Below are 23998 nucleotides of genomic sequence, written 5' to 3' on the forward strand. Positions count from 1 at the left end.
CTTAATCTAAAGGGCGTTCTCTATTGGCACGCCCAAAGTCATCGTATTTATGCTGAAGCCGATGTAGATCTCTATCTTGAAGGTTAGAATGCTTATAGCTATAACCCTTGGCCGCCTCTCGCCCACGTTCATGAGCGAGATCTTTTCCAGGCGGATTTCGAATACTTGATCGCTGACCACGCTCAATCGAGTTGATCTCCTGTTTTATCCATCCACGATCCGCTTTTCCTAACCTATCATCATTTGCCAATTCACGCAGTCGGGACTGCTTTCCGGCTCGACCTACATTACTTACAACACCAGTACTTTTAACAGGCCCACTATTAACCAACTCTCCCTGCGGAGTCAGGCCTCGCGTGGTGCCAGTAATAGGGCCCAACGCACCGTCACCCACAAAGATTCTCGTCTCAAACCCCGGCACCGAAGGCCCACTTCCAGGCAACTCCTCCGACATACGCCCATCAGGGTCGATGAAGCGCATAGGATTGTTATTAGCATAAACGTAACGATTGAAACTAATCGCACTTTCCGGATTAACCTCAGCTGGATCAATGGCCAGAAAACGCCCCACGACGGGGTCGTAGTACCGCGCTCCGGCATACACCAGACCGTTGGCATCGTCCTGCATATGCCCCGTATAGCCGATGCTGCCTACATCCGCTCCACCCTCCGCCTGCCGCTCACCGTAAGGTCTGAAGTGTGCACGCCATTCCAGTTCGCCCTGGGCGTTGCTCGTCGCCACTGGAGAGCCCAGGTGATCGTTGTGGTAATACAGTCGGCCGTCGCTGCCATCGTGGGCGATCAGTTCACCGCCTGCATGGATGTACTCCTTGCGCTTACCAGTAGACAGATCCTCTTCCAGCATCAAGCCCAGCTGACCGTAGAAGCTGACGGTACGGGCACCATCAGCCTGCTCCAGCAGCACCCGCATGCCCTTGCCGTCATAGCTGAAGCGCTGATCGGGTGCGCTGGCACAGTTGGCCTTGGGCTGGATGCACAGGCTGCTAAGTTGGCCCGCACTGTCATAGGCATACGTGCTACGGGCTTGCAGGACATTGCCCTTGGCGTCGTAACTCAGGGTCGCCGATAGACCGCCGCTCAAGCTGGCCAGGCGGCCCTTCGCATCGTAAGCATAGGTCGTAGTCTGGCTGCCCAGCTTTCGGCTGGTAATATCGCCACGGGCGTTGTAGGCGAAGCTGTCCGCGCCCCAGGCCCCGGTAGCGCTGACCAAGCGGTTAAGGGCGTCGTAACCCAGAGTTTGGGTATAGGCCGCATCCCGCAGATCAGTAATTTTTGTGAGATTACTGGTCGCGTCATAGCCATACTGCAGGGCCAACAGGGTATCGCTGCCACCGACTGAACGCTGGGTAGGACGCAGGCGGTTGGCATCCAGGCTGATGCTCAGGCTGCGACCGTTACCGTAGGTCAGCCCTTTCAGGCTGCCGTTGGCGTGATAACTCAGCGTACTGGCGAAATCCCCCACTTTGGTCGCCTGGCCGTAAGTGTTTGGTGCCAATTCCACCAGGAGGCCACTCGGGTAACCGACACCGGTCAGCGCATCGAGCGCATTGTAGGCATAGGCTGCGGCATAGCCCTTGCCCAGCGACGTCAACTTCAGGGTTTCGCTCAGCAGATTGCCATGACTGTCATAGGTGTAACGCCTGTCTGTTCCCGCGAAGACCTCAGAAAGCACCCTTCCTGCCAGGTCGTAGCCGTATTCGAGTGCGGTGCCGTCGGCATAGGTGATCTTTTTCAGGCGATTGCGTGCATCGTAGGCATATTGATCCGCTGCGGTGGTACCCACCTTTTTACTGAGTACGTTGCCAACGCCATCGCGGGTGTAGGCAGTCGTGCCAGTTTCCGGGTTGCTCTCGCTGGCGACAAAGCCCTTGGCGTCATAGGTGTAGGCGCGGCTCAGGCCGCCCTGGGCAATGGCCGTCGTGCGCCCGAGGTTGTCAATGGTGATGCTGGTGACGTTGCTGCCCGGTTCGGTGACCTTGACAAGGTGGCGTTCATCCGGGTCGCCGAAGGCAACGTACTCACGTACGGTGGCATTACCACGTTCATCGGTCGTAGTTATCGTCTTGGAGCCATAGCTCAGGCTGATGGTGGAACCATCGGCATGAGTGGTCTTGGTCAGTCGGTTCAAGGCGTCATATTCGAACCTTTCACCCGATGCCGATACAGAGGAGAAATTGGGATTGGACTGGAAAGTGCGCTGCCCCGCTGGCGAATAGGTCGCCGTGACAATGATGGGCTGAACTGTCGCACCGCCACTTTCGGTCTGTTTCAGTAACTGGCCAAGTTCATTGTACTCACGAACCCGTTTGTATGCGCCACGGGTCAATGTCTCGATATTATTGCTGCCAAAGCTGTAGTTGATAATTGTTTTTGAAGCAGCGCCTTTGGGCGGGGTAATACTGGTCAGCCGTTCACCCTTGTCGTAGGTATAACTGGTAGTTTGACCCATGACATCTTTAACAGAGGCAACTGTTCCTGACTCGTTCACCGTCCGAGTGAGAACACCGCCATCAGGGTAGGTTTCCTTGCGCGGGACACCTCGGTAGTAATTCTCATAGCGCGTCACCCGACCGTTGGCGTCGGTTAGTGAATTCAAGTCTCCAGAGCCAGTATAAGTATACTTTGTCACCACGCCATAGCGACTTTCCTGAGAAACTTTGCCGCTGGAAGTATAGCTGTATTTGATGCTACCTGTTACGCCGGAGGTAGTTTGTGAAGCGATCTTGCCAAGCACCCATTTACCGCCAGGCAAGGTATAGCTGTTAGTGATTGTTCTCGATTTATCTCCACTTTCCACTACTGTTACGGGCTGACCATTGGAGTCATAGGTGTAGCTAGTCGTATAGGTACCCGACTGACTAATAACCTTCTTTGCCAAGACAGGGGCACGCGTATAGTTCTCAACCAGCAAGCTGTAGCGGCGCATTTCATTTTGCACGGAAATATTCTGTGAATCCCACGAATACGTTTCTGAACGAAGCGCTCCATTACAACTCTTGGATATTTCCTTCCTCATTAGTAGACCGATGGTCCATAGACCTCTATCCACTGCGGAAACTCCGTTGGCGATGCTATTAGCACCAACATGCTCATAACGTATGCATTGATCAGGACCTTTCTCGACGGTCACATCATTCTTATTGAAACCCTTGGTATAGGTATAACTCCATGTATAAGCACCATGAGAGCCTCCACGAATCGAAGATATCCGGCGCTCCGTGACAATATTAACCTTATCAGAAGGATCAGCCCCCATCTGCTTATAGTCGTACTTATAACTAACATTTAAACCTAACGGAGTCCTCATGGTTCCCATCGAAAAGCGCCCCGCTGACGTCCCTACTATCGTATTACTATCGTTGTAGGTATAACGCCAATCTGTATCATCAGGATTGGAGACGCGGGTCAGATATTGCGCCTTAGCTCCCACGCTGTAAGCGGCATCAGAGAACGTATAACTAACAACTCTGCTCCCGCTACTGATACTGGAAATAAGCGCTTTATTGGACGAAGCATTCTGGTAATTAAACGTAACCGTACGTCCATCTGACGCGCTGACGCGAGTGAGCAGATGATGGGGGGCATAAAGATTAGCAGATGTAATGTTGTAATCGATATCCAGCCTATTCCCCGATAAGTCTTCTATACGGGTAACAAAATAGGTACGAAACTGAAGCCCTGGAGCAACAGTACCCTTGAGATTGAACGTATATTTCAAACCTTCAGGAGAATGGAGGATGATCCCACCATACCCCTTGTTCTCGGAAACAGGTAGGCACGTTGCAATCCAACGGGACTTGGTAATAAACGCCTGAGTTGAACCATTACCGTTGGCAAGAACTTCACGAGAGCCATCCGGCAATTCCAACACTGGATTCAGGTTGGTGGCAACCTGACCTATTTGACAGACTTTATTATTTGAACCGGCAGCCAGTGATTTATATGTTTCTGACACCCAGACCCGACCAAAGTGGATGTCCCAACCTGTTCCGAACGGCGTTCGACCAGTGTAACCATTACTGTATGGGCCTGCTCTATTGGTGACGCCCTGATAGTTACGGATAATTTCTATATCTAGACCACCATTGCCTGGAACTACGAGATCCTTGTGGACTATTTTCAGCGCACCCGTAAATGGGTCTACTCGATCTACGCTTTCACTCACGCCGAACGCACGTTTCAAAGAAAAACCAGGATCTTGATACAAACCCAAGTCGGCAGAATTGAAAGACTCTGCCGTATGCCCAAACGAGGAGAATATTGATAAAAATATAGAAATTATGAACGAGAAGGCGTAACGCAAGATTTTTTGCGTCATGACTAATTCCTTTTAGTAACGAGTCCAAGGCCATGATGGCTGAAACATGACGCAGACCGTATACATTAACCCACAATCCACGTCAATCACCACTTGATCAAGTCCATGATTTCAGATTGTTGTGGATAATTCTTCTCAAGGTTCTGGCCAGTGCCGCCATCTAGGGGCACCCCTAAAAACCCAATTCTGACCTGAAAACAAAACGTGGCGAGGTGACCAGCACAAAGAATATGCGGTCAGTACCTCTCGCAATGGGGTAATGCAGACCAGAGAAACCGGCCTATTGGTATCTTTACGCCATTTCCAGCAGGCTCGACATCCTTTCAGGTTGTACACCGCTGATTTGATCGTCGGACCAAACTGCTACCGCGCCAAACTCTCCGGACCACTACTCGACCGCATCGACCTGCACCTGACCGTAGCCCGCGAAAGCACGGCCTTACAGGCCAGCAGTCAGGACGGCGAAACCACGGCACAAGCGGCAGCCAAGGTCGCCGCCGCGCGTCAGCGCCAGCTACGGCGCCAAGGTGTAGCCAACGCGTTCCTCGACCTGCCCGGCCTGCGCCAGCACTGCCACCTGCAGGACGCCGACCGCCAGTGGCTGGAAAACGCCTGCGAACGCTTAGGCCTATCGCTGCGTGCCGCCCACCGGGTTATCAAGGTGGCACGCACCCTGGCGGATCTGGACGGGGCTGACGTCATCGCTCGCCAACATGTGGCCGAGGCGCTGCAATACCGCCCCAGCCAGGGTTAATTGCCTCAGCGGAAGCGCTCGACCTCCTGACGTAACTGCGCGGCGACCTGATCCAGGGCGCTGGCGGTTTGTGCCAGGTTGGCCACGACTTCACGCTGCTCACTGTTGGCATGGGCAATGCTCTGCAGGTTACCGCTGAGCACGGTAGCGGTGCGGCTCTGCTCATCTGTGGCGGTGGTGATGGCGGTGAACTGCTCACCGGCAGCGCTGCTGCGCTCGGTGATCTGCGCCAGCGCAGTGGCAACCTTGGAGTTGCGCTCGAGACCTTCCTGCATCAATTTGCGGCCCTGTTCCATGGTCGCGATAGCACTGCTGGTCTCACTCTGGATGCTGCCGATCATCGCCGATATTTCATTGGTCGCCTCACGGGTACGGCCAGCCAGGTTGCGCACCTCATCGGCGACCACAGCGAAACCGCGCCCCTGCTCGCCAGCCCGAGCGGCCTCGATGGCGGCATTGAGCGCCAGCAGGTTGGTCTGGTCGGCAATGGCGGTGATTACGCTGACGATGCCGCCGATTTCCTGCGAGCGCTGCCCAAGGCTATCGATTACCTGCGAAGTCTCATTCAGCGCCTCAGCAATCTGCACCAGCGCTTCAGACGCCTGATCCATGGAGGTGCGGCCCATACGGGTCTGCTGGGCATTTTCACTGGCCAAACGCTCGGTATCACGCATGTTGTCGGCGATATCCTGCGATGTGGCGCTGAACTCCTCGACCGCACCAGCCATGCTGCTGATCTCGCCGGACTGCTGATCAATTCCGGTATAGGCCTCGTGGGACAAGCTAGAGAGACTCTGCGCGCGGGCACTGACATCCTGTGCGGCATGGCGGATGTGCGACACCATGGTCGACAGGGCTTCTCCCATCTGGTTGAAGCTACCGGCCAGCATGCCAATTTCATCATTGCTAGAAAGCACCAAGCGCGCGTTGAGGTCGCCAGCCCCCAGGGCATGCGCCTGCTGTACCAGGTCTTCCAGTGGGCGCAGCTTGCGCCGCAGCAGCCAGACCACGGCGATCACCGCCAGCAGCAGGGTAATAGCACTGCCAATGGCGAGCTGGGTACCGACACTCCAGGTGACGGCCTGAATTTCCTCGCGCGGCATACTCGCCAGCACGACCCATGGGCCACCAGGGAACGGCATGGCCACGCTGTAGAACTCCTGCTGGCCGTCATGCCAGAAACCACCCTTGCCGGTGCGCGAAAGCAGTGTACTCAGCTCAGTGGGCAAGCTGTCCAGAACACCTGCACCGGCCGGTTTGACCAACCACTTGCCCTGCTCGTCCAACAGCGCCAGGGAGCCGGTGCTGCCGATACGGAACTCGCTCAGCTTACGCAGTTGCAGGTTCTGCGCATCGGTATAGTCGAAGCCGACGAAGAGCACAGCGATAACCTTACCGCCAGCGTCACGCACCGGGGTGTACTGGGTCATGTAGTAGCGGTCGAACAGCACCGCTCGCCCCACGTAGCCTTGCCCTGCCAACAGGCGCTGGTAGGCCGGATGCTTGTGATCGAGCACAGTACCCAGCGCACGGGAGCCATCCTGCTTAGCCAGCGAGGTGGTAATACGAATGAATTCCTCACCATCACGCACAAAAACAGTGGCGACACCGGCTGTCATGCGCTTGAAGTCATCGACCTCGGTAAATTCGTTGTTCAGGCGTGTAGCACCGAGGTACAGGGCTGGCGACTGCATGCTGCCTACTGTCACCCGTTCGTCCGCCTGCACCCGCAAGCCCTGACTAAAACGCTGTTCGAACAACCCGGCAAGACGCTGAGTGCTGTCACGCAAGCTGCCGTGGAAGGTTTCCAACTGATCGGCCAGTAAGCTGGCCTCACTCCCCAAGTGCTTGGCACGGGTAGACAGATTGGCCTCGTTCAGAGAACGCAGGGCGAACAGTGTGCTAAGACTGATCAGCAGTACCAGAATCAGCGCAAGCGCGGCAGCCAGTTGCAAGGCAATACGAGAACGGGGCGGGTTCATGGCGGGCTCCGAGTTGGCCAAACGCAGGCGATGGCGGATGACCAGATAATGTCGTTATCAAACCTGGTCATCCGATGACTCGGCGAAAGCGCGCGAGAATACTTGACTGTTTAGTTCAGTCAATCGCCATACGCCAAATGGCCATCATTTTTTATCAAAATGTCGTACCCGTTTAATCCAGGTACTCGACCTTAGGCATTGCGACCGCTTGAACCTGTGCCAGTAGATACTCTCGCAGCCGTCGCAGGCGCCCTTGAGCACGATGCGACCGTGGCCACACTAAATAGTAGCTCTCCCCGCTGAAAACGCCGGTCGGCCAGGGCAATGCCAGGCGCCCAAGCGCCACATCCTCGGCGACCATCAGCAGATCACCTATCGACACGCCATAGCCTCGGGACGCCGCAACGATGCCCAGCTCAAGCATGTCGAACATCTGCCCGTTCTTCAGAGGGACGGCGTCATGCAGACCAGTGGCCTGCAGCCAACGGCGCCAATCGCGACGATCCGCAGTCGGATGGAGCTGCTCGGCAGCCTGTAGCCGTTGCAGTGACCAAGGGCCATCTGCGGCGTCCGCCGTGCTGCACACCGGGATCAACCACTCACGGAACAACAACGTGCTTTCCCACTCGTCGGGAAAGTTGCCATCCGAGAGTAAAACCGCGCAATCGAACGGCTCTTGGCGAAAGTCCACCTTATCCACATCCATCCAAGCGCTGGTCAGTTGCACTTCGGCGTCGGTATACGCCAGGCGATAGTGCGATAGCCGCGCCAACAGCCAACGTACGGTCAGCGTGGTGGGGGCTTTCAGGCGCAATACACCATCATCGCGCTGCACGCTTGCACAGGCCCGCGCCAGGCCGTCGAAACCCTCACGCAGGCCAGGCAGCAAAGCGCGGGCCTGCTCACTCAGATGCAGGCTGCGACCACGGCGCTCAAAAAGGCGGCAGTCGAAATACTCCTCCAGCGTACGGATATGGCGGCTTACCGCGCTCTGAGTAATGGCCAGCTCCTGCGCCGCACGTGTAAAGGAGGCGTGACGCGCCGCCGCCTCGAAGGCGCGCAAGGCATAAAGCGGTGGCAAGCGTCGATTCATAGCGTTGACTCATGAGTTTTTAAAATACCAAGCATGGCTATTTTCCTTTTGTGGCGCGGCGGCACAACTCAGAGAATAGCGGCCACTGCTTCTCATCAGAAAACCTGCTGAGCATTCCCTGCCTAATATTTACTCATCATGACGTTTACCACCGGACACGAAATGCGGGCGCTACTGCGCCTGGCCGGGCCGCTAATTTCCGCGCAACTGGCCCATGCGCTGATGATTTTTACCGACACCTTGATGATGGCCATGCTCGGCCCCAAGGAGTTGGCCGGCGGCGCGCTGGGCGCGACCTGCTACTTTATCTTCTCGATCTTCTGCAGCGGAGTGATCGCCGCCGTAGGCAGCCTGGTCGCTATCCGCCATGGCGCTGACGACCCTGCCGGAGTCACACGCCTGCTACACAATGGCCTGTGGCTGGCCCTGCTATTGGCTGGCATCAGCGCCCTTGGCCTCAACGGTCTCGCCCCACTGCTGCCCTACCTGGGCCAAGCGCCAGACGCGGCCAGCCAGGCCATGGCGTTTCTGCAACCCTTGTCGCTGGCTCTCCCCGGCTACCTTGCCTTCATGGCGCTGCGCGGTTTCACCAGCGCCATCGGCCACCCTGGCCCGGTCATGGCCATCAGCATCATCGGCACCGTCACCAACTTCACCATCAATTACGCCCTTATTCAGGGTTGGTTCGGCCTGCCCCAACTGGGCCTGCGCGGTATTGGCATGACCACCGCGCTGGTCAGTACTGCCATGGCCCTAGCGCTGGCCCTGTATATCCGGGTCGCCCCGATCTACCGCCGTTACCCCCTGCACCTCGGTCGCCCGCAGCGAGCCGAGATACGCGCGCTGCTGCGTCTGGGCCTACCCATTGGCGGCACCTATGCGGCCGAGCAGGGCCTGTTCACCTTCGCCACGCTGTGCATGGGCGCGCTGGGCAGTGTGCCGTTGGCGGCCCATCAGATTGCCATGCAGACCGTCGCGCTGGCGTTCATCGTGCCGCAGGGGTTGTCCTATGCCGTGACCTTCCGCGTCGGCCTGCATTACGGCGCCGGGCGGCTCGCGATGTCGCGCCTGAGCGGTCATCTGGGCATGCTGCTTGGCGCCGGGCTGATGCTGCTGTTCGCCCTACTGTTCTGGCTGCTACCGGAATGGATCATCGGTCTATTCCTAGACCGCCACGACCCGGCCTTCGCCGAGATCATCACCCTGGCAGTGAGCCTGCTGGCGATCGCCGCCTGGTTCGAGCTGTTCGATGGCCTGCAGAGCATCGCCATGGGCGCGATTCGTGGCCTGAACGATGGCCGCCTGACTCTGGTGCTCGGCCTGAGCGGTTACTGGTGCGTCGGCGCACCACTGGTCTGGCTGCTGGCGTTTGCGCTGGGTTGGGGGGCGCATGGCGTATGGTGGGGGCTGGCCGCCGGACTAGCAGTAACGGCGACCGGCCTGGTGCTGGGCTTTCGCTGGAAAACAACGCGCCTGCAGCGTTCGCAAGACATCGAGGACAAGGCCTGCCTGGCGTAGCCCGGATGCACGCCTGCGCCTACGCGCCGCCGCCAAGCAAGGGCTGACGCATGCCAAATACCAGAAAGCGAGCCAGCTCAGGCAGCGGCACGGGCTTGCTGATCAGGTAACCCTGCACTTGGTTGCAGCCGAACTGACGCAGCATCTCCAATTGCTCGATGTTCTCCACACCCTCGGCCACCACCTCTAGATTGAGGTTATGCGCCAGATTGATCATCGCCCGCACCAATTGGTGGTTTTCCGTGCGCTCGCTCATGCCCGCAACGAAGCTCTTGTCGATCTTCAGCAGGGTGATGGGCAGGCTGCTAAGGTGCACGAAAGACGAGAATCCGGTGCCGAAATCATCCAGGGAAAAACGCACCCCCAACCGCCCCAGAGCCAGCATGGTCTGCTGCACCTGGTCACTGCGGCGCATAACTGCCGTTTCAGTCAGCTCGAACTCCAGGCATTGCGCGTCCACACCACGCTCCTCGATCAGGCGCCCCAGCGTCGACAGTAACTGGCTGTCCTGAAACTGCCGGAACGACAGGTTGATCGCCATATGCAGTGCAGGCAGGCCACGTCCGCGCAACCACTGCATATCGCGCAAGGCACGAGAAATCACCCAGTAGCCCAATGGCACGATCAGCCCGGTTTCCTCCGCCAGCGGCACGAACTCGCTGGGGGCCAGCAGGCCAAGTTCGCCATGCTGCCAACGCACCAGGGCTTCCAGGCCGACGATACGCCCACTCTCCAGGCACAGGCGTGGCTGGTAATGCAGCTCCAGCTCGTCGCGGCGCAGGGCGCGACGCAGCTCACCTTCCAGATCCGCCTGACTGCGTGCACTGCGATTGAAGCGCTCGTCATAGACATGGAAAGCACAACCGTACTGCCCCTTGGCCTGCTGCATGGCAATGTGTGCATGCAACAGTAGCGAGTCGGCACCCTCACCGGCACGGGCATGAGCCAAGCCGAGGCTGCAGCCGATCAGCAAGCTTTCACCATCGACCCAGTAAGGCTCGGCCAACGCTTCGGTGATGCACTCGGCCAGTCGCTCGGCACGCTGCGGGTCATGGCGAGTATCCAGCAGCAGGGCAAACTCATCGCTACCCAGGCGCGCCAGGTGATCGCCTGGCTGCAACAGAGCCTTGATCCGCGCCACCACCTGCAAAATCAGGCGATCGCCGCCTTGGTAGCCCAGGGCATCGTTGGCATGGCGGAAGTTGTCCAGGTCGAGATGGCCGAGCACCAGGCCACGCCCGGCGCATTCGCTCAGGCGTGCGACGAGTAAGGTATGCAGCCCCTGGCGATTGGCGATCCCGGTGAGCGAGTCCTGCTCGGCCAGGCGTTGCAAGGTGTGCTTGAGGTTGCCTTGTTCACGGACATAGCGCAGGCAGCGGCGCAGCGTGTCAGGCGTCAAGCTGTCACGCACCAGCCAGTCAGTGACACCTGCGGGCACCTGTTGCGGTTCGCCATCAAGCAGCAGTACGACAGGCAACGGACAGTTACCAGGGGCGGGCAGGCGCGTCGGCGTGGCGAGTAGCAGGCCATCGGCAGCATTCTCGAACAAACGGCTAGCGCTCTCCCAGGACGACGCAGTAATCAGCGGCGACTGGCTGTTCAACAGGTTCAGATTTTCTCGCAACAACTCGGCCCAGGCTGGCGAATCAGCCAGCAGCACCAAGCGTACCGGTTCGATGGGCGTGGACAAGCAAACTCCCCAAAACACTAGAATGATGACGACTTCTGGTCGCCTGATCGCGCCTTAATCGACGATGAATCAATACCATCCATGTGAAATTTGACGCATATCCTGAGGTATTGCCAAAAAACCGGCAAGCCAGCTCAGGGTACTGCAACGAGATAAATAGCCAAGCGCGGCGGCGCGGTATTGCGTGCGCCAGACCACAGTTCCAGACGGTCGCGGCAGAAAAGCTCAGGCCTGTTAGAATGCGCGGCCCATTTTTCCTGCAAGCGCTCCCATGTCCCGACTCAATCCCCGGCAGCAAGAAGCCGTGAACTACGTCGGCGGCCCCCTTCTGGTGCTGGCCGGCGCGGGTTCCGGCAAGACCAGCGTAATCACACGCAAGATCGCCCATCTGGTGCAGAACTGCGGCATCCGCGCTCAGCATATCGTCGCCATGACCTTTACCAACAAGGCCGCGCGCGAGATGAAAGAGCGCGTCGGCACCCTGCTCAAGGGCAGCGAAGCGCGCGGCCTAACCGTGTCGACCTTCCACAACCTGGGCATGAACATCATCCGCAAGGAATACGCGCGTCTGGGCTACAAGCCCGGCTTCTCGATCTTCGATGACGGCGACATCAAGGCGCTGCTCACCGACATCATGCAGAAGGAGTATGCCGGCGACGACGGCGCCGATGAGATCAAGAATCTCATCGACAGTTGGAAGAACGACCTGATCCTGCCCGACGAAGCCCTGGCCAACGCCCGTGGGCCGAAGGAACAGACCGCTGCCATCGTCTACCTGCACTACCAGCGCACACTCAAGGCGTACAACGCCGTGGACTTCAACGACCTGATCCTGCTGCCGGTCAAACTCTTCCAGGAACACGCCGACATTCTGGAGAAGTGGCAGAACCGCATCCGCTACCTGCTGGTCGACGAATACCAGGACACCAACGCCAGCCAGTACCTGCTGGTGAAGATGCTGGTGGGCATGCGCAACCAGTTCACCGTGGTTGGCGACGACGACCAGTCGATCTACGCCTGGCGCGGCGCGCGCCCGGAAAACCTGATGCTGCTCAAGGAAGACTACCCGTCGCTGAAAGTGGTGATGTTGGAGCAGAACTACCGCTCCACCAGCCGCATCCTCAAATGCGCCAACATCCTCATCGCCAACAACCCGCACGTGTTCGAAAAGCAGCTCTGGTCGGAAATGGGCCATGGCGACGAGATCCGCGTGATCCGTACCCGCAACGAAGACGCCGAGTGCGAACGGGTGGCCCTGGAGATTCTCACCGAGCACCTGCGCACCCAGCGCCCGTACAGCGACTTCGCCATCCTCTATCGGGGCAACTACCAGGCCAAGCTGATGGAGCTGAAGCTGCAGCACCACCAGATTCCCTATCGCCTCAGTGGCGGCACCAGCTTCTTCGCCCGCCAGGAGGTGAAGGACCTGATGAGCTACTTCCGCCTGCTGGTCAACCCGGACGACGACAACGCCTTCCTGCGGGTGATCAACGTGCCGCGCCGCGAAATCGGCTCGACCACCCTGGAAAAGCTCGGCAACTATGCCAGTCAGCGCAACATCTCGATGTATGCCGCCAGCGACGAAATCGGCCTCGGCGAGCACCTCGACGCACGTTTTACCGAGCGCCTGGCACGCTTCAAGCGGTGGATGGACGGCGTGCGCCAGCAATGCGCGCAAAACGACCCCATCGCCGCCATTCGCAGCATGGTCATGGACATCGACTACGAGAACTGGCTGCGCCAGAACGCCTCCAGCGACAAAGTCGCCGATGCGCGCATGGGCAACGTCTGGTTCCTCGTCGATGCGCTGAAGAACACTCTGGAAAAAGACGAAGACGGCGACATGACCGTCGAAGACGCCATCGGCAAACTGGTGCTGCGTGACATGCTCGAACGCCAGCAGGAAGAGGAAGAAGGCGCCGAAGGCGTGCAGATGATGACCATGCACGCCTCCAAGGGCCTGGAATTTCCCTCGGTGTATATCATCGGCTTCGAAGAGGAAATTCTGCCGCACCGCTCCAGCATCGAGGCCGACACCATCGAGGAAGAACGCCGCCTGGCCTATGTCGGCATCACCCGCGCCAAGCGCAATCTGGCACTGACCTTTGCCGCCAAGCGCAAGCAGTATGGAGAGGTGATCGACTGCACACCGAGCCGCTTTCTTGACGAACTGCCGCCCGAAGATCTGGTATGGGAAGGCCAGGAAGAAGCACCCGCGCAGGTCAAAGCAGCCCGTGGTAACGACGCCCTAGCCAACATGCGCGCCATGCTGAAAAAATAGCCGGGAGCTATTTTTAACGTCGCGCAGCGACGGCCCGCAGGGCGGCCGCCAGGGATGGCAGGCCGTAAAAATGACCGGGAGTCATTTTTAACATCGCGCAGCGATGGCCCGAAGGGTGGCCGCCAGGGATGGCGGGCCGTAAAAAATGACCGGGAGTCATTTTTAACGTCGCGCAACAACGGCCGCCTAGGATGGCAGATACAGAACAAGCGACACCGTAGCCCGGAGGCAATCCGGGGAAACCGTCCCGGATTGCCTCCGGGCTACGTTCATCTTGAGAGGAACATCGCGTGCAAACGCTGAAACAGAAGATTCGTGATGAAGGCATCGTCCTGTCCGAGCAGGTACTGAAAGTCGACGCCTTTCTCAACCACCAGATCGACCCGGCACTGATGCAGCAGATCGGTCATGAGTTCGCCCAACGCTTCGCCGACCAGGGCATCACCAAGATCGTCACCATCGAAGCCTCCGGTATTGCCCCGGCGGTCATGGCCGGCCTGGAGCTGGCTATCCCGGTGATCTTCGCGCGCAAGTTCCAGTCGCTGACGCTCAAGGACGACCTGCTGATCTCCAAGGTGTTCTCCTTCACCAAGCAGACCGAAAGCACCATCGCCATCTCCGCCCGCCATCTGAGCGCAACAGACAAGGTGCTGGTGATCGACGACTTCCTCGCCAACGGCCACGCCGCCAAGGCGCTGATCGATCTGATCCAACAGGCTGGCGCGCAGATCGCCGGTATCGGCATCGTCATCGAGAAGTCCTTCCAGGACGGCCGCGCCCTGCTGGAAAGCGAGGGCTACCGCGTGGAATCACTGGCCCGCGTGGCCGCGCTGGAGAACGGCCAGGTGCGCTTTATCGACTGAGGCACTCGGAGCCTGTTCGCGATCTCGCGAGCAGCGATCCGACGGGCTGGCGCCCCAGCCTGCTTTGCCTCCTTAGGGAGAAGGCTTGGTTGACACCGGACTGGCAAGTTTGTGTGTGACTTGCTGGTTGTTCGGGTGCCCGTTCCGGCTTGCCGCGTTTTGGCTGATGTTTTTAGTTTCGCCTTCCCAGGCGAGTGACTTTTGCTCCGGATGGCCGGCCCGACAAAAGTAACCAAAACCCTCCGCCCGATCATCCGGCCCTCGCTGCGCGAGGGTTCGCTCACTCCATCGCCGTTCCAGAGGCCCGCCACGATGGGCCATCCATGGCCCTCCGTGGCTCTCGCGACATCCTGTCGCTCGACCTCTTCCACGACGATTCCGTTCGCCCTCCTGGGCGGGCTCTGCACGCGCCTGAACCAGCGGTAACTCAGGTGCAGCTGGGAGTGCTCTGGCAAGAGCAATAGCAAACCGCTGTGGTCTGCGAGTGAAACCGATAGTTTCAGGCGCGCGAAAATCCCCCTTCAGGAGGCCGAACGTAGGCACTGCGCAGGGGACGAGCGGCATGGATGCCGCGAGAGGCGTAATGGACCAGGGACGGCCCATGTACGCCGACCCCGGAGCGGTGCCGGAGTGAGGGAAGTCGAGCGAAGCGAGACCCGGATGGCGGGGTGCGCTTTCTTTTGCTTACTTTTCTTTGCGCATTTCAAAGAAAAGTGAGTCGCCCGAGGGGGGCGAAACAGGGAGTTCCTGAGAACACTCAAGGCGGCGTCCAAAACATCAATAAGCCAACTCACCAACACACAAACTTGCCAGTCCGGTGGGTGCTCAGGGCTCAGGCTTATAGCCCAGGCGCAAGCCACCCCAATGCCGCCCCCGCACCAGAATCGGTACCGACAGGTCATGCATCAGCTCGCCGGTATCGCGCATATAGGTCTGCAGCAACACGGCCTTGCCGTGACTACCACAGCGGATGCCAGTTCGATCATTGAACAGGCGCTTGCCGCGACTACGGGTGGTGTCGACCGCCGGGTCGCCGCTCTGCGGGTGATTGAACGCCTGATTGTGGGTCGGCACATAGCCCTCTGGCGTGGTGGCGATGGCGAACACCAGCCCGTCATGCCGCTTGAGTAGCGGCTCCTGCAACCCAGGTAGCACCTGATCGGCATACTGGTCGAAGCGGGTGCGGTACTTCTGCGGCTGGGTACCGGCAATCGGCTGGTACTGGCGGTCGAACAGGTCATCGAGCGCGATGCGCCCGGCGGCAAGATCCGCCTCGAACTGCGCCGCAATCGCGGTAGCGCCCTCGCGGGCCAGGTCGTAGATGCGCTGGTGATAGTCGTCCAGCCCCACCTCGGCAAGCTGTTCGCTGACCGTCTCGGCCTGCCCCACCAGTTGTTCCGCCGCGCCTGCCAGTTGCCGCGTCTGCCCCTCGCTGCCCTGCACATCCCCACGCAATTGCATCGCAGCCGCCGACAGGCTGGCCAGACGCTGGTGGTTATCTGCACTGCCGGCACTGATCCGCGCCACTTGCTGCTCCACCTCCTCGGCCTGAGCAGCAATGCCGTGCAATTGCTCGCCAGCACGCTCGATCTGCCGTGCGGCCTGTTCCAGCTCGCCACTCTGCTGCTGGATATGGCTGACCACCGCTGCGCTCTGCTGGCGGATATCGGCGACCATCTGGCTGACTTCCTCGGTCGCGCTGGCGGTGCGGGCGGCGAGATTACGAACCTCGTCGGCGACCACAGCAAAACCACGTCCCATCTCCCCTGCGCGCGCCGCCTCGATGGCCGCGTTGAGCGCCAGCAGATTGGTCTGGCTGGCGATGGACTGGATCACCTGGGTAACCTGCTCGATCTGCTCGGTACGGCGGCCCAGGCCGTCGATCAATTCACGGCTGGCCAGGGTCTGTTCACTGAGCCGCTGCATGCGAGTGATGGCCTGGGTCAGTTCGGCCTGGCCGCTGCTGCTGGCGGCACGCACGTGCTGTGCGGCTGCCAGGGTCTGCTCGGCACGCTGAGCACTGTCTTGTTCGGTCAGCGTGATCGCCTCAGCCGCTTCGCTGACCTGCTCCACAGCCATCAGTTGCGACTGCAGGCGCCCGGCCAAATGTTGCACCGCATGCGCCACGCGCGCGGCCGACAGGGCGTTGTGACTGGTATGGCGCGACAGGCCACGGCTCAGCTCGACGAAATCACTGCCGCCCGGCGCGGGCTTGGCAAGCGGAGCACTCTCGTCACGACGCTGCCAAGGCCCGAGCCAAGGCCACAGAGCCAGGATCATGAAGGACGGTACGCTGATATACAGCGGTAACTGCATCGACTGGTAGGCCACCATCAAAGCGGCCAAGCCCAGCGCATGCAGCAGACAGGTAAAGGGGGAACGGACAAACGCAGCTTGCATGACCGACCTCGCGATTCTTGTTCTTGTGCGCGGCGACGCGCTAAGAGCGGACGGTGGCATGGACAACCTCCCTGATCATCACACCGGACAATACAGATACCCGGTCTTGACCGCCGAGCCGCCCAATCACTAGGCGCCTGCCAGGCGGTCTTTGATTCGATCATCCAGCCAGCACAGGGGCTATCACACTTTGGTCGCAGCCTAGCCTGTACTCGGGCACGACACCATAGCTAATCGGCCAGGTGATGGCGCCGCACGAAGCGTTGATCGAGCCAGTCCTTGCAGCGCCCATAGAATTGCCCGTCAGCACTCCAGCCGCGCCAATCGAGCAAGGCACCACCATCGCCGCTGGCCAGCAGCGTCAGGCCCTGGCGTGGCGCCCGGTACAGGCGCAGCGGCTGATTGTGCAAGGCGGCCTGCAGATTGCCCGCCAGCACCCGCCCCTGGCGCGAGGAACGACTAAGACTGCGCGGCACATCGCGCAGCGTGGCGCATTCACCCACAGCAAAAATCTGCGGGTGCGACAGACTTTGCAGGCTGTCATGAATCGCCACGAACCCCTCGGTATCGCAAGCCAACCCCGCCGCACGCAACCATGGCCAGGCCCGCGCACCACTGGCTAGCAGCAGGCGGCGGCCGCGCCAAACCGGCTCATCACCGCTGAGCAGCCAGTCATCTTCGATCCGCCCTATCGGGCAATGCTCGCGCACCTGCACGCCACACAGGCGCAAGTAGCCCAGTGCACGCAGACGCAGCCCGAGCGATTGCCCCGGCAGCAGCGGCCCGCCGCAGAACAGGGCCAGATTGGGCACCTGCCCGGCAATGGCCAGAGCGAGCTCGACACTCCCCGGCGTGCCACCCAAAATGGCCAGGCGCCGAGGCTCTCGCTGCCATTGCCGCCAACCAGCCAGGAAATCATCAATGGGCCGCGTCGCTAGCACCTGCATGGCATCGCCACTCTGCGGCGGCGACAGCAGGCCAGCACCGACATCAAGCGACAACCACTGTGACTGCAGTGAGCGGCCATCGGCCAGACGCAATATGCAAGCATCCGCGTCCATGCCGCTCATGACGCACTCGATCAACTCCACCTTAGCAGCGCGACACAAAGGCTCCAGTGCAACCTGGCAGTCATCCTCGGCGAAACGCTCAGCCAGCAATCCGGGTAATCGCCCGGTATACCAGGCATGTGTCGCGCAATTGAGCAGAGCGATACGCCCCTTGGGGCGCTCAACCAGCGCCCAACGCCGCAACACCCCAAGATGGGCATGTCCGGCCCCCACCAAAATCAGGTCATAGTCACTCATCGAACACTCTTTCTTCCCTCGCGATCGCGGCGACCGCCGGGCTTGAAGCCGGGCCTGTGCAGATATCACAGGTCACTGCAGAAGCGCGAGCATGTCGGGACACGTAGATGCTGGCAAGCCTACGATGAGTGCTGCCACTCAAAATACGACCTGCGCCTGAGCCTATGGCGAGCACCGCAAGGCGCGATAACGCACTTTTGCGCCGCATTTCAAATGCGCTGAACACAATTTCCGCTCACCACGGGCCGACTTAGACAGTGCCACGGACGGCACACCAACCGACTCGCCAAAAGAATGGCGTCACAATGCCATCACGCTGATATAATCCGCGACCGCAGACAATAAACCGGGTTATCACGCCCCCACGATAGCTGCCTGAGGTGCCCCGGATGGCTCGCTGGCTCTCCCTCCTGCTTCTCTTACTCAGCCTGCAGAGCTGGGCAGAAGCACAATTACCGCTCATTCAGCCAACCCATGATGCATTGAGCAGTCCTTTCTCGCTCAATCACCGGCTATTGCTGGAAGACCCGGACGGCCAGCTCGACGCCGCCCAGGCGCTTGACGCGCTGCTCCAGCAGGGCAAAGCGATAACCGGCAGCGCCCACATTGGCTACTCCAGCAGCACCTGGTGGCACGCCTTACGCTTGCAACTGCCAGCCGGGGAATCCGTCAAGTTGATCCTTGCGACCCCACTTCTGGACAGCGCGCAAGTGTGGCTGCTCTCCAATGAGGGCATGATCGGCCCACTGCGCAGCGGCAGCAGCCTGCCTTTCGATGAGCGCGGACAACCGTATCCACACCTGATGCTCGACCTGCCACCGCTGGATGCAACGCCACACACACTGCTGATACGCACCCAAAGCCACGCCTCTCTCGACCTGCCTCTGCAGTTGATCAGCAGCACAAGCAGCCAGCACCTGATCGCCCATAGCTGGTTGCTCAACGGCCTGTTGATTGGCGCCCTGCTGGGCCTGACGGCCTTCTATCTGATCCGCTTCAGCACGCTGCGCGAGGCCCAACTGGCCTACTTCTGCCTGGCCGCACTTTGCGTCGCGGCCTTCACCATCGGCATGTACAACGCGGCCGGCCTTCTGGCAGACAGCGACGCACAGCGATCAGAACTGCTCATTCAACTGCCCATGGTCGGCATACTGATCTTCAGCACCCTGTTTCTGAGCCACTCTCTACGCCTGCCAACACAACGGCTGCGCTGGCTAAACCCAGCCCTGTTCGCCATCATCCTGCTGGTATGCGTGGGCGGCCACCTGACCGCGCACCCGCAGACCTACCGCCTACTCAACCTATTGATCCTGGCCACAGGCCTCTATCAGCTCACCTTGCTGCTACTGGCAGTACACCTACGACGCACCTGCGCACGGAGCTTCCTGCTGTGCTGGGGCCCGGCACTGCCACTGATGCTACTGATCCCCCTGAATCGCGAAGGTCTCATATCGCTCCCCTCCGACCTACAGGCGCTCTATGCCTTCCTGCCATCGGTAAGCATGCTGATGTTTGGCACCTTGCTGGACAAAAAGCATGAACGAACCCGCCGCGCACTCCTGAGCACACAGACCCGAGCTATCGACAACCTCGAGCAATACCAGGCCCTGTTTCGCCATAGCAGCGAGGGCATCATGCGCTGCAATCACGCCGGCCAACTGCTCGAAGCGAACCCCAGCCTGTGCCGCATGCTGGGCGAGAACAGCACCCAGCTACTGACCAAGCAACTGCCTGAACTGCTTGGCGAAGTCACCTGGACAGAACTGCTGACCGGGCTCGAAAACTCAGGCGGCGCCATAAGCCGAGAATGCCAGTTGCGCGACATCAACGGCCAGCAACGCTGGGTCTACCTATCCCTGCACCAACAGCCCACGCAGGACAGCATCGTCGGCATTATTGTCGACCTCAACGAACGCCACACACTGGAAGAGCGCCTGCAGCATCTGGCCACCCACGACGCCCTCACCGGGCTGTATAACCGCCGCGAACTCGAACGCCTGCTGTCGAGCACTCTGAACGGCGAGACATCTCCCCCCTTCAGCCATCTACTGTGCCTGAGCCTGGATCGTTTCAAACTGGTCAACGACCTCTGCGGACACCTGGCAGGCGACCAACTCCTCAAGCAACTGGCCAAGCAACTGCAGCGCTCGCTACCCGAGCACGCCGAACTCGCCCGCATCGGCGGCGACGAGTTCGCCATCCTGCTTCGCGAACCCAACGATGCAGCCGCCCAGCAGCAAGCCGAACTACTGCGCCGCAATGTCGAACAGTTCGTCTTCACCTGGCAAAACCGGCCATTTCGCCTGCATGCCAGCATCGGTCTGCTAACCCTAGCTCCAGACATGCCCGACTGGGAAACGGCCTTGAACTGGGCCAACAACGCCGCACAACAGGCCAAACACCAAGGGCGCAACCGCGTTCACCAATTCAACCCAGCAGACGGCGCGCTACTCGACCACCAACGTCAGTTGCAGTGGATCACACGCCTACGCGACGCCACCGAGCACGACCATTTCGAACTTTTCCAGCAAGCAGTCACGCCGCTGCAGAAAAATACACAAGGCCTGCACTACGAAGTGCTGCTGCGCTACCGCGACCCCAAGAGCGGCGAACGGATCAGTCCCGGACAGTTTCTCGATGCAGCCGCGCGATATGGTTTCCTCGGCGCCATTGACCGTTGGGTGATCGAACACCTGTGCGCCTGGCTAGCGAACAACCCCCGGCACCTCGCCAACCTGGTACAGGTCAATGTCAACCTGAGCGCCGAATCGCTGCTCGACAAGAGCTTTCACACACTGCTCAACGATGTCCTGCAACGCCATAACCTACCGGCCAGCAAGCTATGCATCGAGGTCACCGAAATGGTCGCCCTGGGTGAGCTGGGCGTTTCCGCCAAGTGGATCAAAGAACTGCGCAGCCAGGGCCTGAAAGTGGCCCTGGATGACTTCGGCAGCGGCTTCGCCTCCTATGCCTACCTGCGTCACCTGCCACTGGACATCCTGAAGATCGACGGCAGCTTCATCCGCGATATCGACCAGGATCCAATCAACCAGGCCATGGTCGGTTCGATGCAACAGATCGCCACACAACTGGGCCTGAGCACCGTGGCAGAGTTCGTCGAAACACAACAGAGCATGAACTGCCTGCACCGACTCGGCATCGACTACGCACAGGGCTATCACATCGGCAAACCGCAACCCCTGGCGCTGCTGGCCGACGCACCTCAACCCGCCTGAGATGCCAAAAAGAGCAGCAGACGCTGCTCATGACGCCCCCCACGCAAAAGCCATGCACAGATTGCTCGTCACAATGACGGCCACAAGCCCCACCTCAGCGATCTACAGGCATAAAAAAACCCGCCAGAAGGCGGGTTTTTCGTCAGAAACCGATCAATTACTTGATCTTGGCTTCCTTGTAGATCACGTGCTTACGCACGACAGGATCGTACTTCTTAATCTCGATCTTGTCGGGAGTAGTGCGCTTGTTCTTGTCGGTGGTGTAGAAATGGCCGGTACCGGCGCTGGACACCAAACGGATCAGTTCACGCATGACTCTCTCCTTAAACCTTTTCGCCGCGAGCGCGCAGCTCAGCCAGCACTACATCGATGCCACGCTTGTCGATGACACGCATGCCCTTGGCAGATACGCGCAGACGTACGAAGCGCTTTTCCGACTCAACCCAGAAGCGGTGATGCTGCAGGTTCGGCAGGAAACGACGACGGGTTTTGTTGTTTGCGTGGGAAATGTTATTCCCGGTTACCGGACCCTTACCGGTAACTTGACAGACTCTCGACATGCCTCAGCCCTCTAAAACCACATGCCCAACCCGGCATGGGTTGGCCGCTTAAACTCAATGTCATTGGCGCTGTGCGCCGCGTTTCTCGAGGGTCTTACCGGGCGCACTGAATAGCGCAAGAACCGGGCCCCTAGAAAAGAGCGCTGCTTTATACCAGAAACCTCAGAGGGCAACAAGGAAAAACGCAGGATAAAACACTGTCACGTATCGCCCAACCGGCCAGGCACTCGATACGCCGGACTTCCCTCGCGAGCGACCACTCGTCGCCTGCAGATAGTATTCAGCACCAAGCAAATCGACTAGGGTGCATGCGTGCTGCCATCCCCCCTAATGATGAGGAACCGACCATGCGCCTGCTACTCGCCACGCTGTTCTGCGCTCCACTGCTGAGCCAGGCCGCCACGCTAGCCGTCTGCACCGAGGCCAGCCCAGATGGTTTCGATGTAGTGCAGTACAACTCGCTGACCACCACCAACGCCTCGGCCGACATGCTGATGAACCGCCTGGTGGAGTTCGATGCCGAGCAAGGCAAGCTGCTGCCAAGCCTGGCGCATAGCTGGTCGGTCTCGGACGACGGGCTGGTCTACGACTTCCAGCTACGCGACGACGTGCAGTTCCACCACAACGCCGACTTCGCGCCAAGCCGTAACCTGAGCGCCCAAGACGTGCTGTTCAGCTTCCAGCGCATGCTCGATGCACAGAACCCGTGGCACAAGGTCGCCACCAGCGGCTACCCGCACGCCCAATCGATGCAGTGGCCGAGCCTGATCGCCAAGGTCGAAGCAGTCGGCGACCAGCACGTGCGTATTACCTTGACCCGCCGCGACGCCACCTTCCTCTCCACCCTGAGCATGGGCTTCGCCTCCATCTACCCAGCCGAATATGCCGACAAGCTACTCGCAGCCGGCACCCCGGAGAAACTCAACAGCGCCCCCATCGGCAGCGGCCCATTCGTCTTCGAGCGGTTCCAGAAAGACGCCGTGGTGCGCTACAGCGCCAACCCCGACTACTTCGGCGGCAAGCCAGCCATGGACAAGGTGATCTTCGCCATCACCCCGGACAGCAACGTACGCCTGCAGAAACTACGCCGTGGCGAGTGCCAGATCGCCCTGTCACCCAAACCGCAGGACGCACAGGCCATCGCCGGCGACGCCACACTCAAGAGCGCGCAGACCGCCGCCTTCATGACCGCCTTCGTCGGCATCAACAGCCAACACCCACCGCTGGACAAGCCGCAGGTGCGCCAGGCGATCAACCTGGCGTTCGACAAGGCCAGCTACGTCAAGGCCGTGTTCGAGGGCAGCGCCGAGCCCGCCAACGGCCCCTACCCGCCCAATACCTGGAGCTACGCCAAGGATCTCCCCGGTTATGCCCATGACCCGGCAAAAGCCCGCGCCCTGCTGGCCGAAGCGGGCCTGAAGGACGGCTTCAAAACCACCATCTGGACGCGCCCCAGCGGCAGCCTGCTCAACCCCAACCCCAGCCTCGGCGCACAGTTGTTACAGGCGGATCTGGCCAAGGTCGGCATCGCCGCCGAGATTCGCGTGATCGAATGGGGTGAGCTGATCCGCCGCGCCAAGGCCGGCGAGCATGATCTGCTGTTCATGGGCTGGGCGGGTGACAATGGCGACCCTGATAATTTCCTCACCCCACAGTTCGCCTGCGCCTCGGTGCAGTCCGGCCTGAACTTCGCGCGCTACTGCGATGAGGCGCTGGACAAGCTGATCGCAGACGGTAAGCAAAGCAGCGACCAGGCCGAGCGCAGCCGCCTCTACCACGATGCACAGAAGATCATCCAACAGCAGGCACTGTGGCTGCCGCTGGCTCATCCGACGGCCTTCGCGCTGCTCAGCAGCAAAGTCGAGGGGTACAAGGTCAGCCCATTCGGCCGGCAGAATTTCGCTGCGGTGCAGATGGCGCCATGAGTCGTGGTCTTGGTGGGCTAAAGCCCACCCTACATAAGGTAGGCTACGCC

The 23998-nt window shown here is 59.8% G+C and carries 13 protein-coding genes and 2 pseudogenes; 6 read left to right on the forward strand and 9 right to left on the reverse strand.

The genetic code is table 11. The features are described 5' to 3' along the window. Window position 1: 1 nt before the first annotated feature. On the reverse strand, window positions 2-4339 hold the full coding sequence (locus AERO9A_RS21165) for an RHS repeat-associated core domain-containing protein (RefSeq protein ID WP_159973857.1): 4338 nt from the start codon (window positions 4337-4339) through the stop codon (window positions 2-4). 364 nt (window positions 4340-4703) lie between these two features. Here AERO9A_RS21165 and AERO9A_RS21170 point away from each other — a divergent pair. Next, window positions 4704-5093, forward strand: a pseudogene (locus AERO9A_RS21170) (magnesium chelatase); the annotation flags it as partial. 5 nt (window positions 5094-5098) lie between these two features. On the opposite strand, the gene AERO9A_RS22990 reads toward AERO9A_RS21170, so the two are convergent. The 3 genes and pseudogenes from AERO9A_RS22990 to AERO9A_RS21180 form a co-directional block, all read right to left on the reverse strand. Then, window positions 5099-5959, reverse strand: a complete 861-nt coding sequence (locus AERO9A_RS22990; protein WP_372239713.1) for a methyl-accepting chemotaxis protein — start codon at window positions 5957-5959, stop codon at window positions 5099-5101. Next, a pseudogene (locus tag AERO9A_RS22995) lies at window positions 5954-7075 on the reverse strand (Cache 3/Cache 2 fusion domain-containing protein); the annotation flags it as partial. The pseudogene AERO9A_RS22995 and the gene AERO9A_RS22990, both read right to left, overlap by 6 nt. Window positions 7076-7247: 172 nt before the next feature. Beyond that, window positions 7248-8168 (reverse strand): LysR substrate-binding domain-containing protein, encoded by a 921-nt coding sequence (locus AERO9A_RS21180; RefSeq protein ID WP_159973859.1) that lies wholly within the window; start codon window positions 8166-8168, stop codon window positions 7248-7250. A gap of 138 nt (window positions 8169-8306) precedes the next feature. Here AERO9A_RS21180 and AERO9A_RS21185 point away from each other — a divergent pair, with 138 nt between their 5' ends. After that, window positions 8307-9686, forward strand: coding sequence for a NorM family multidrug efflux MATE transporter (locus tag AERO9A_RS21185; protein WP_159973860.1), 1380 nt, complete (start codon window positions 8307-8309; stop codon window positions 9684-9686). Window positions 9687-9705: 19 nt separating this feature from the next. Here AERO9A_RS21185 and AERO9A_RS21190 read toward each other — a convergent pair whose 3' ends face one another. Then, window positions 9706-11376, reverse strand: coding sequence for a bifunctional diguanylate cyclase/phosphodiesterase (locus AERO9A_RS21190; protein WP_159973861.1), 1671 nt, complete (start codon window positions 11374-11376; stop codon window positions 9706-9708). 271 nt (window positions 11377-11647) lie between these two features. On the opposite strand from AERO9A_RS21190, the gene rep reads away from it, so the two are divergent. Together rep and AERO9A_RS21200 are read left to right on the forward strand one after the other, a co-directional pair. Next, a complete protein-coding gene (gene rep, locus AERO9A_RS21195; RefSeq protein WP_159973862.1) occupies window positions 11648-13657 on the forward strand; it encodes a DNA helicase Rep in 2010 nt (669 codons plus the stop codon). A gap of 290 nt (window positions 13658-13947) precedes the next feature. Continuing rightward, on the forward strand, window positions 13948-14520 hold the full coding sequence (locus AERO9A_RS21200) for a xanthine phosphoribosyltransferase (protein WP_159973863.1): 573 nt from the start codon (window positions 13948-13950) through the stop codon (window positions 14518-14520). A gap of 825 nt (window positions 14521-15345) precedes the next feature. Here AERO9A_RS21200 and AERO9A_RS21205 read toward each other — a convergent pair. Together AERO9A_RS21205 and AERO9A_RS21210 are read right to left on the reverse strand one after the other, a co-directional pair. After that, a complete protein-coding gene (locus AERO9A_RS21205) occupies window positions 15346-16980 on the reverse strand; it encodes a methyl-accepting chemotaxis protein (protein WP_372239689.1) in 1635 nt (544 codons plus the stop codon). A 170-nt stretch (window positions 16981-17150) separates the two neighbouring features. Continuing rightward, complete coding sequence (locus tag AERO9A_RS21210) at window positions 17151-18227, reverse strand: FAD-dependent oxidoreductase (protein WP_159973865.1); 1077 nt, start codon at window positions 18225-18227, stop codon at window positions 17151-17153. A 389-nt stretch (window positions 18228-18616) separates the two neighbouring features. Here AERO9A_RS21210 and AERO9A_RS21215 point away from each other — a divergent pair, with 389 nt between their 5' ends. Then, complete coding sequence (locus AERO9A_RS21215; protein ID WP_159973866.1) at window positions 18617-21463, forward strand: EAL domain-containing protein; 2847 nt, start codon at window positions 18617-18619, stop codon at window positions 21461-21463. A gap of 157 nt (window positions 21464-21620) precedes the next feature. On the opposite strand, the gene rpmG is transcribed toward AERO9A_RS21215, so the two are convergent. Both rpmG and rpmB read right to left on the reverse strand, forming a co-directional pair. Next, on the reverse strand, window positions 21621-21776 hold the full coding sequence (gene rpmG / locus AERO9A_RS21220) for a 50S ribosomal protein L33 (protein ID WP_012703270.1): 156 nt from the start codon (window positions 21774-21776) through the stop codon (window positions 21621-21623). Between the two features lie 10 nt (window positions 21777-21786). Beyond that, window positions 21787-22023, reverse strand: a complete 237-nt coding sequence (gene rpmB, locus AERO9A_RS21225; protein ID WP_003242523.1) for a 50S ribosomal protein L28 — start codon at window positions 22021-22023, stop codon at window positions 21787-21789. Between the two features lie 347 nt (window positions 22024-22370). Here rpmB and AERO9A_RS21230 point away from each other — a divergent pair, with 347 nt between their 5' ends. Continuing rightward, window positions 22371-23948, forward strand: coding sequence for an ABC transporter substrate-binding protein (locus tag AERO9A_RS21230; protein WP_159973867.1), 1578 nt, complete (start codon window positions 22371-22373; stop codon window positions 23946-23948). Window positions 23949-23998 lie beyond the last annotated feature (50 nt).

Source organism: Pseudomonas sp. 8Z (genome assembly GCF_902506535.1).
Taxonomy (GTDB): Bacteria; Pseudomonadota; Gammaproteobacteria; order Pseudomonadales; family Pseudomonadaceae; genus Aquipseudomonas.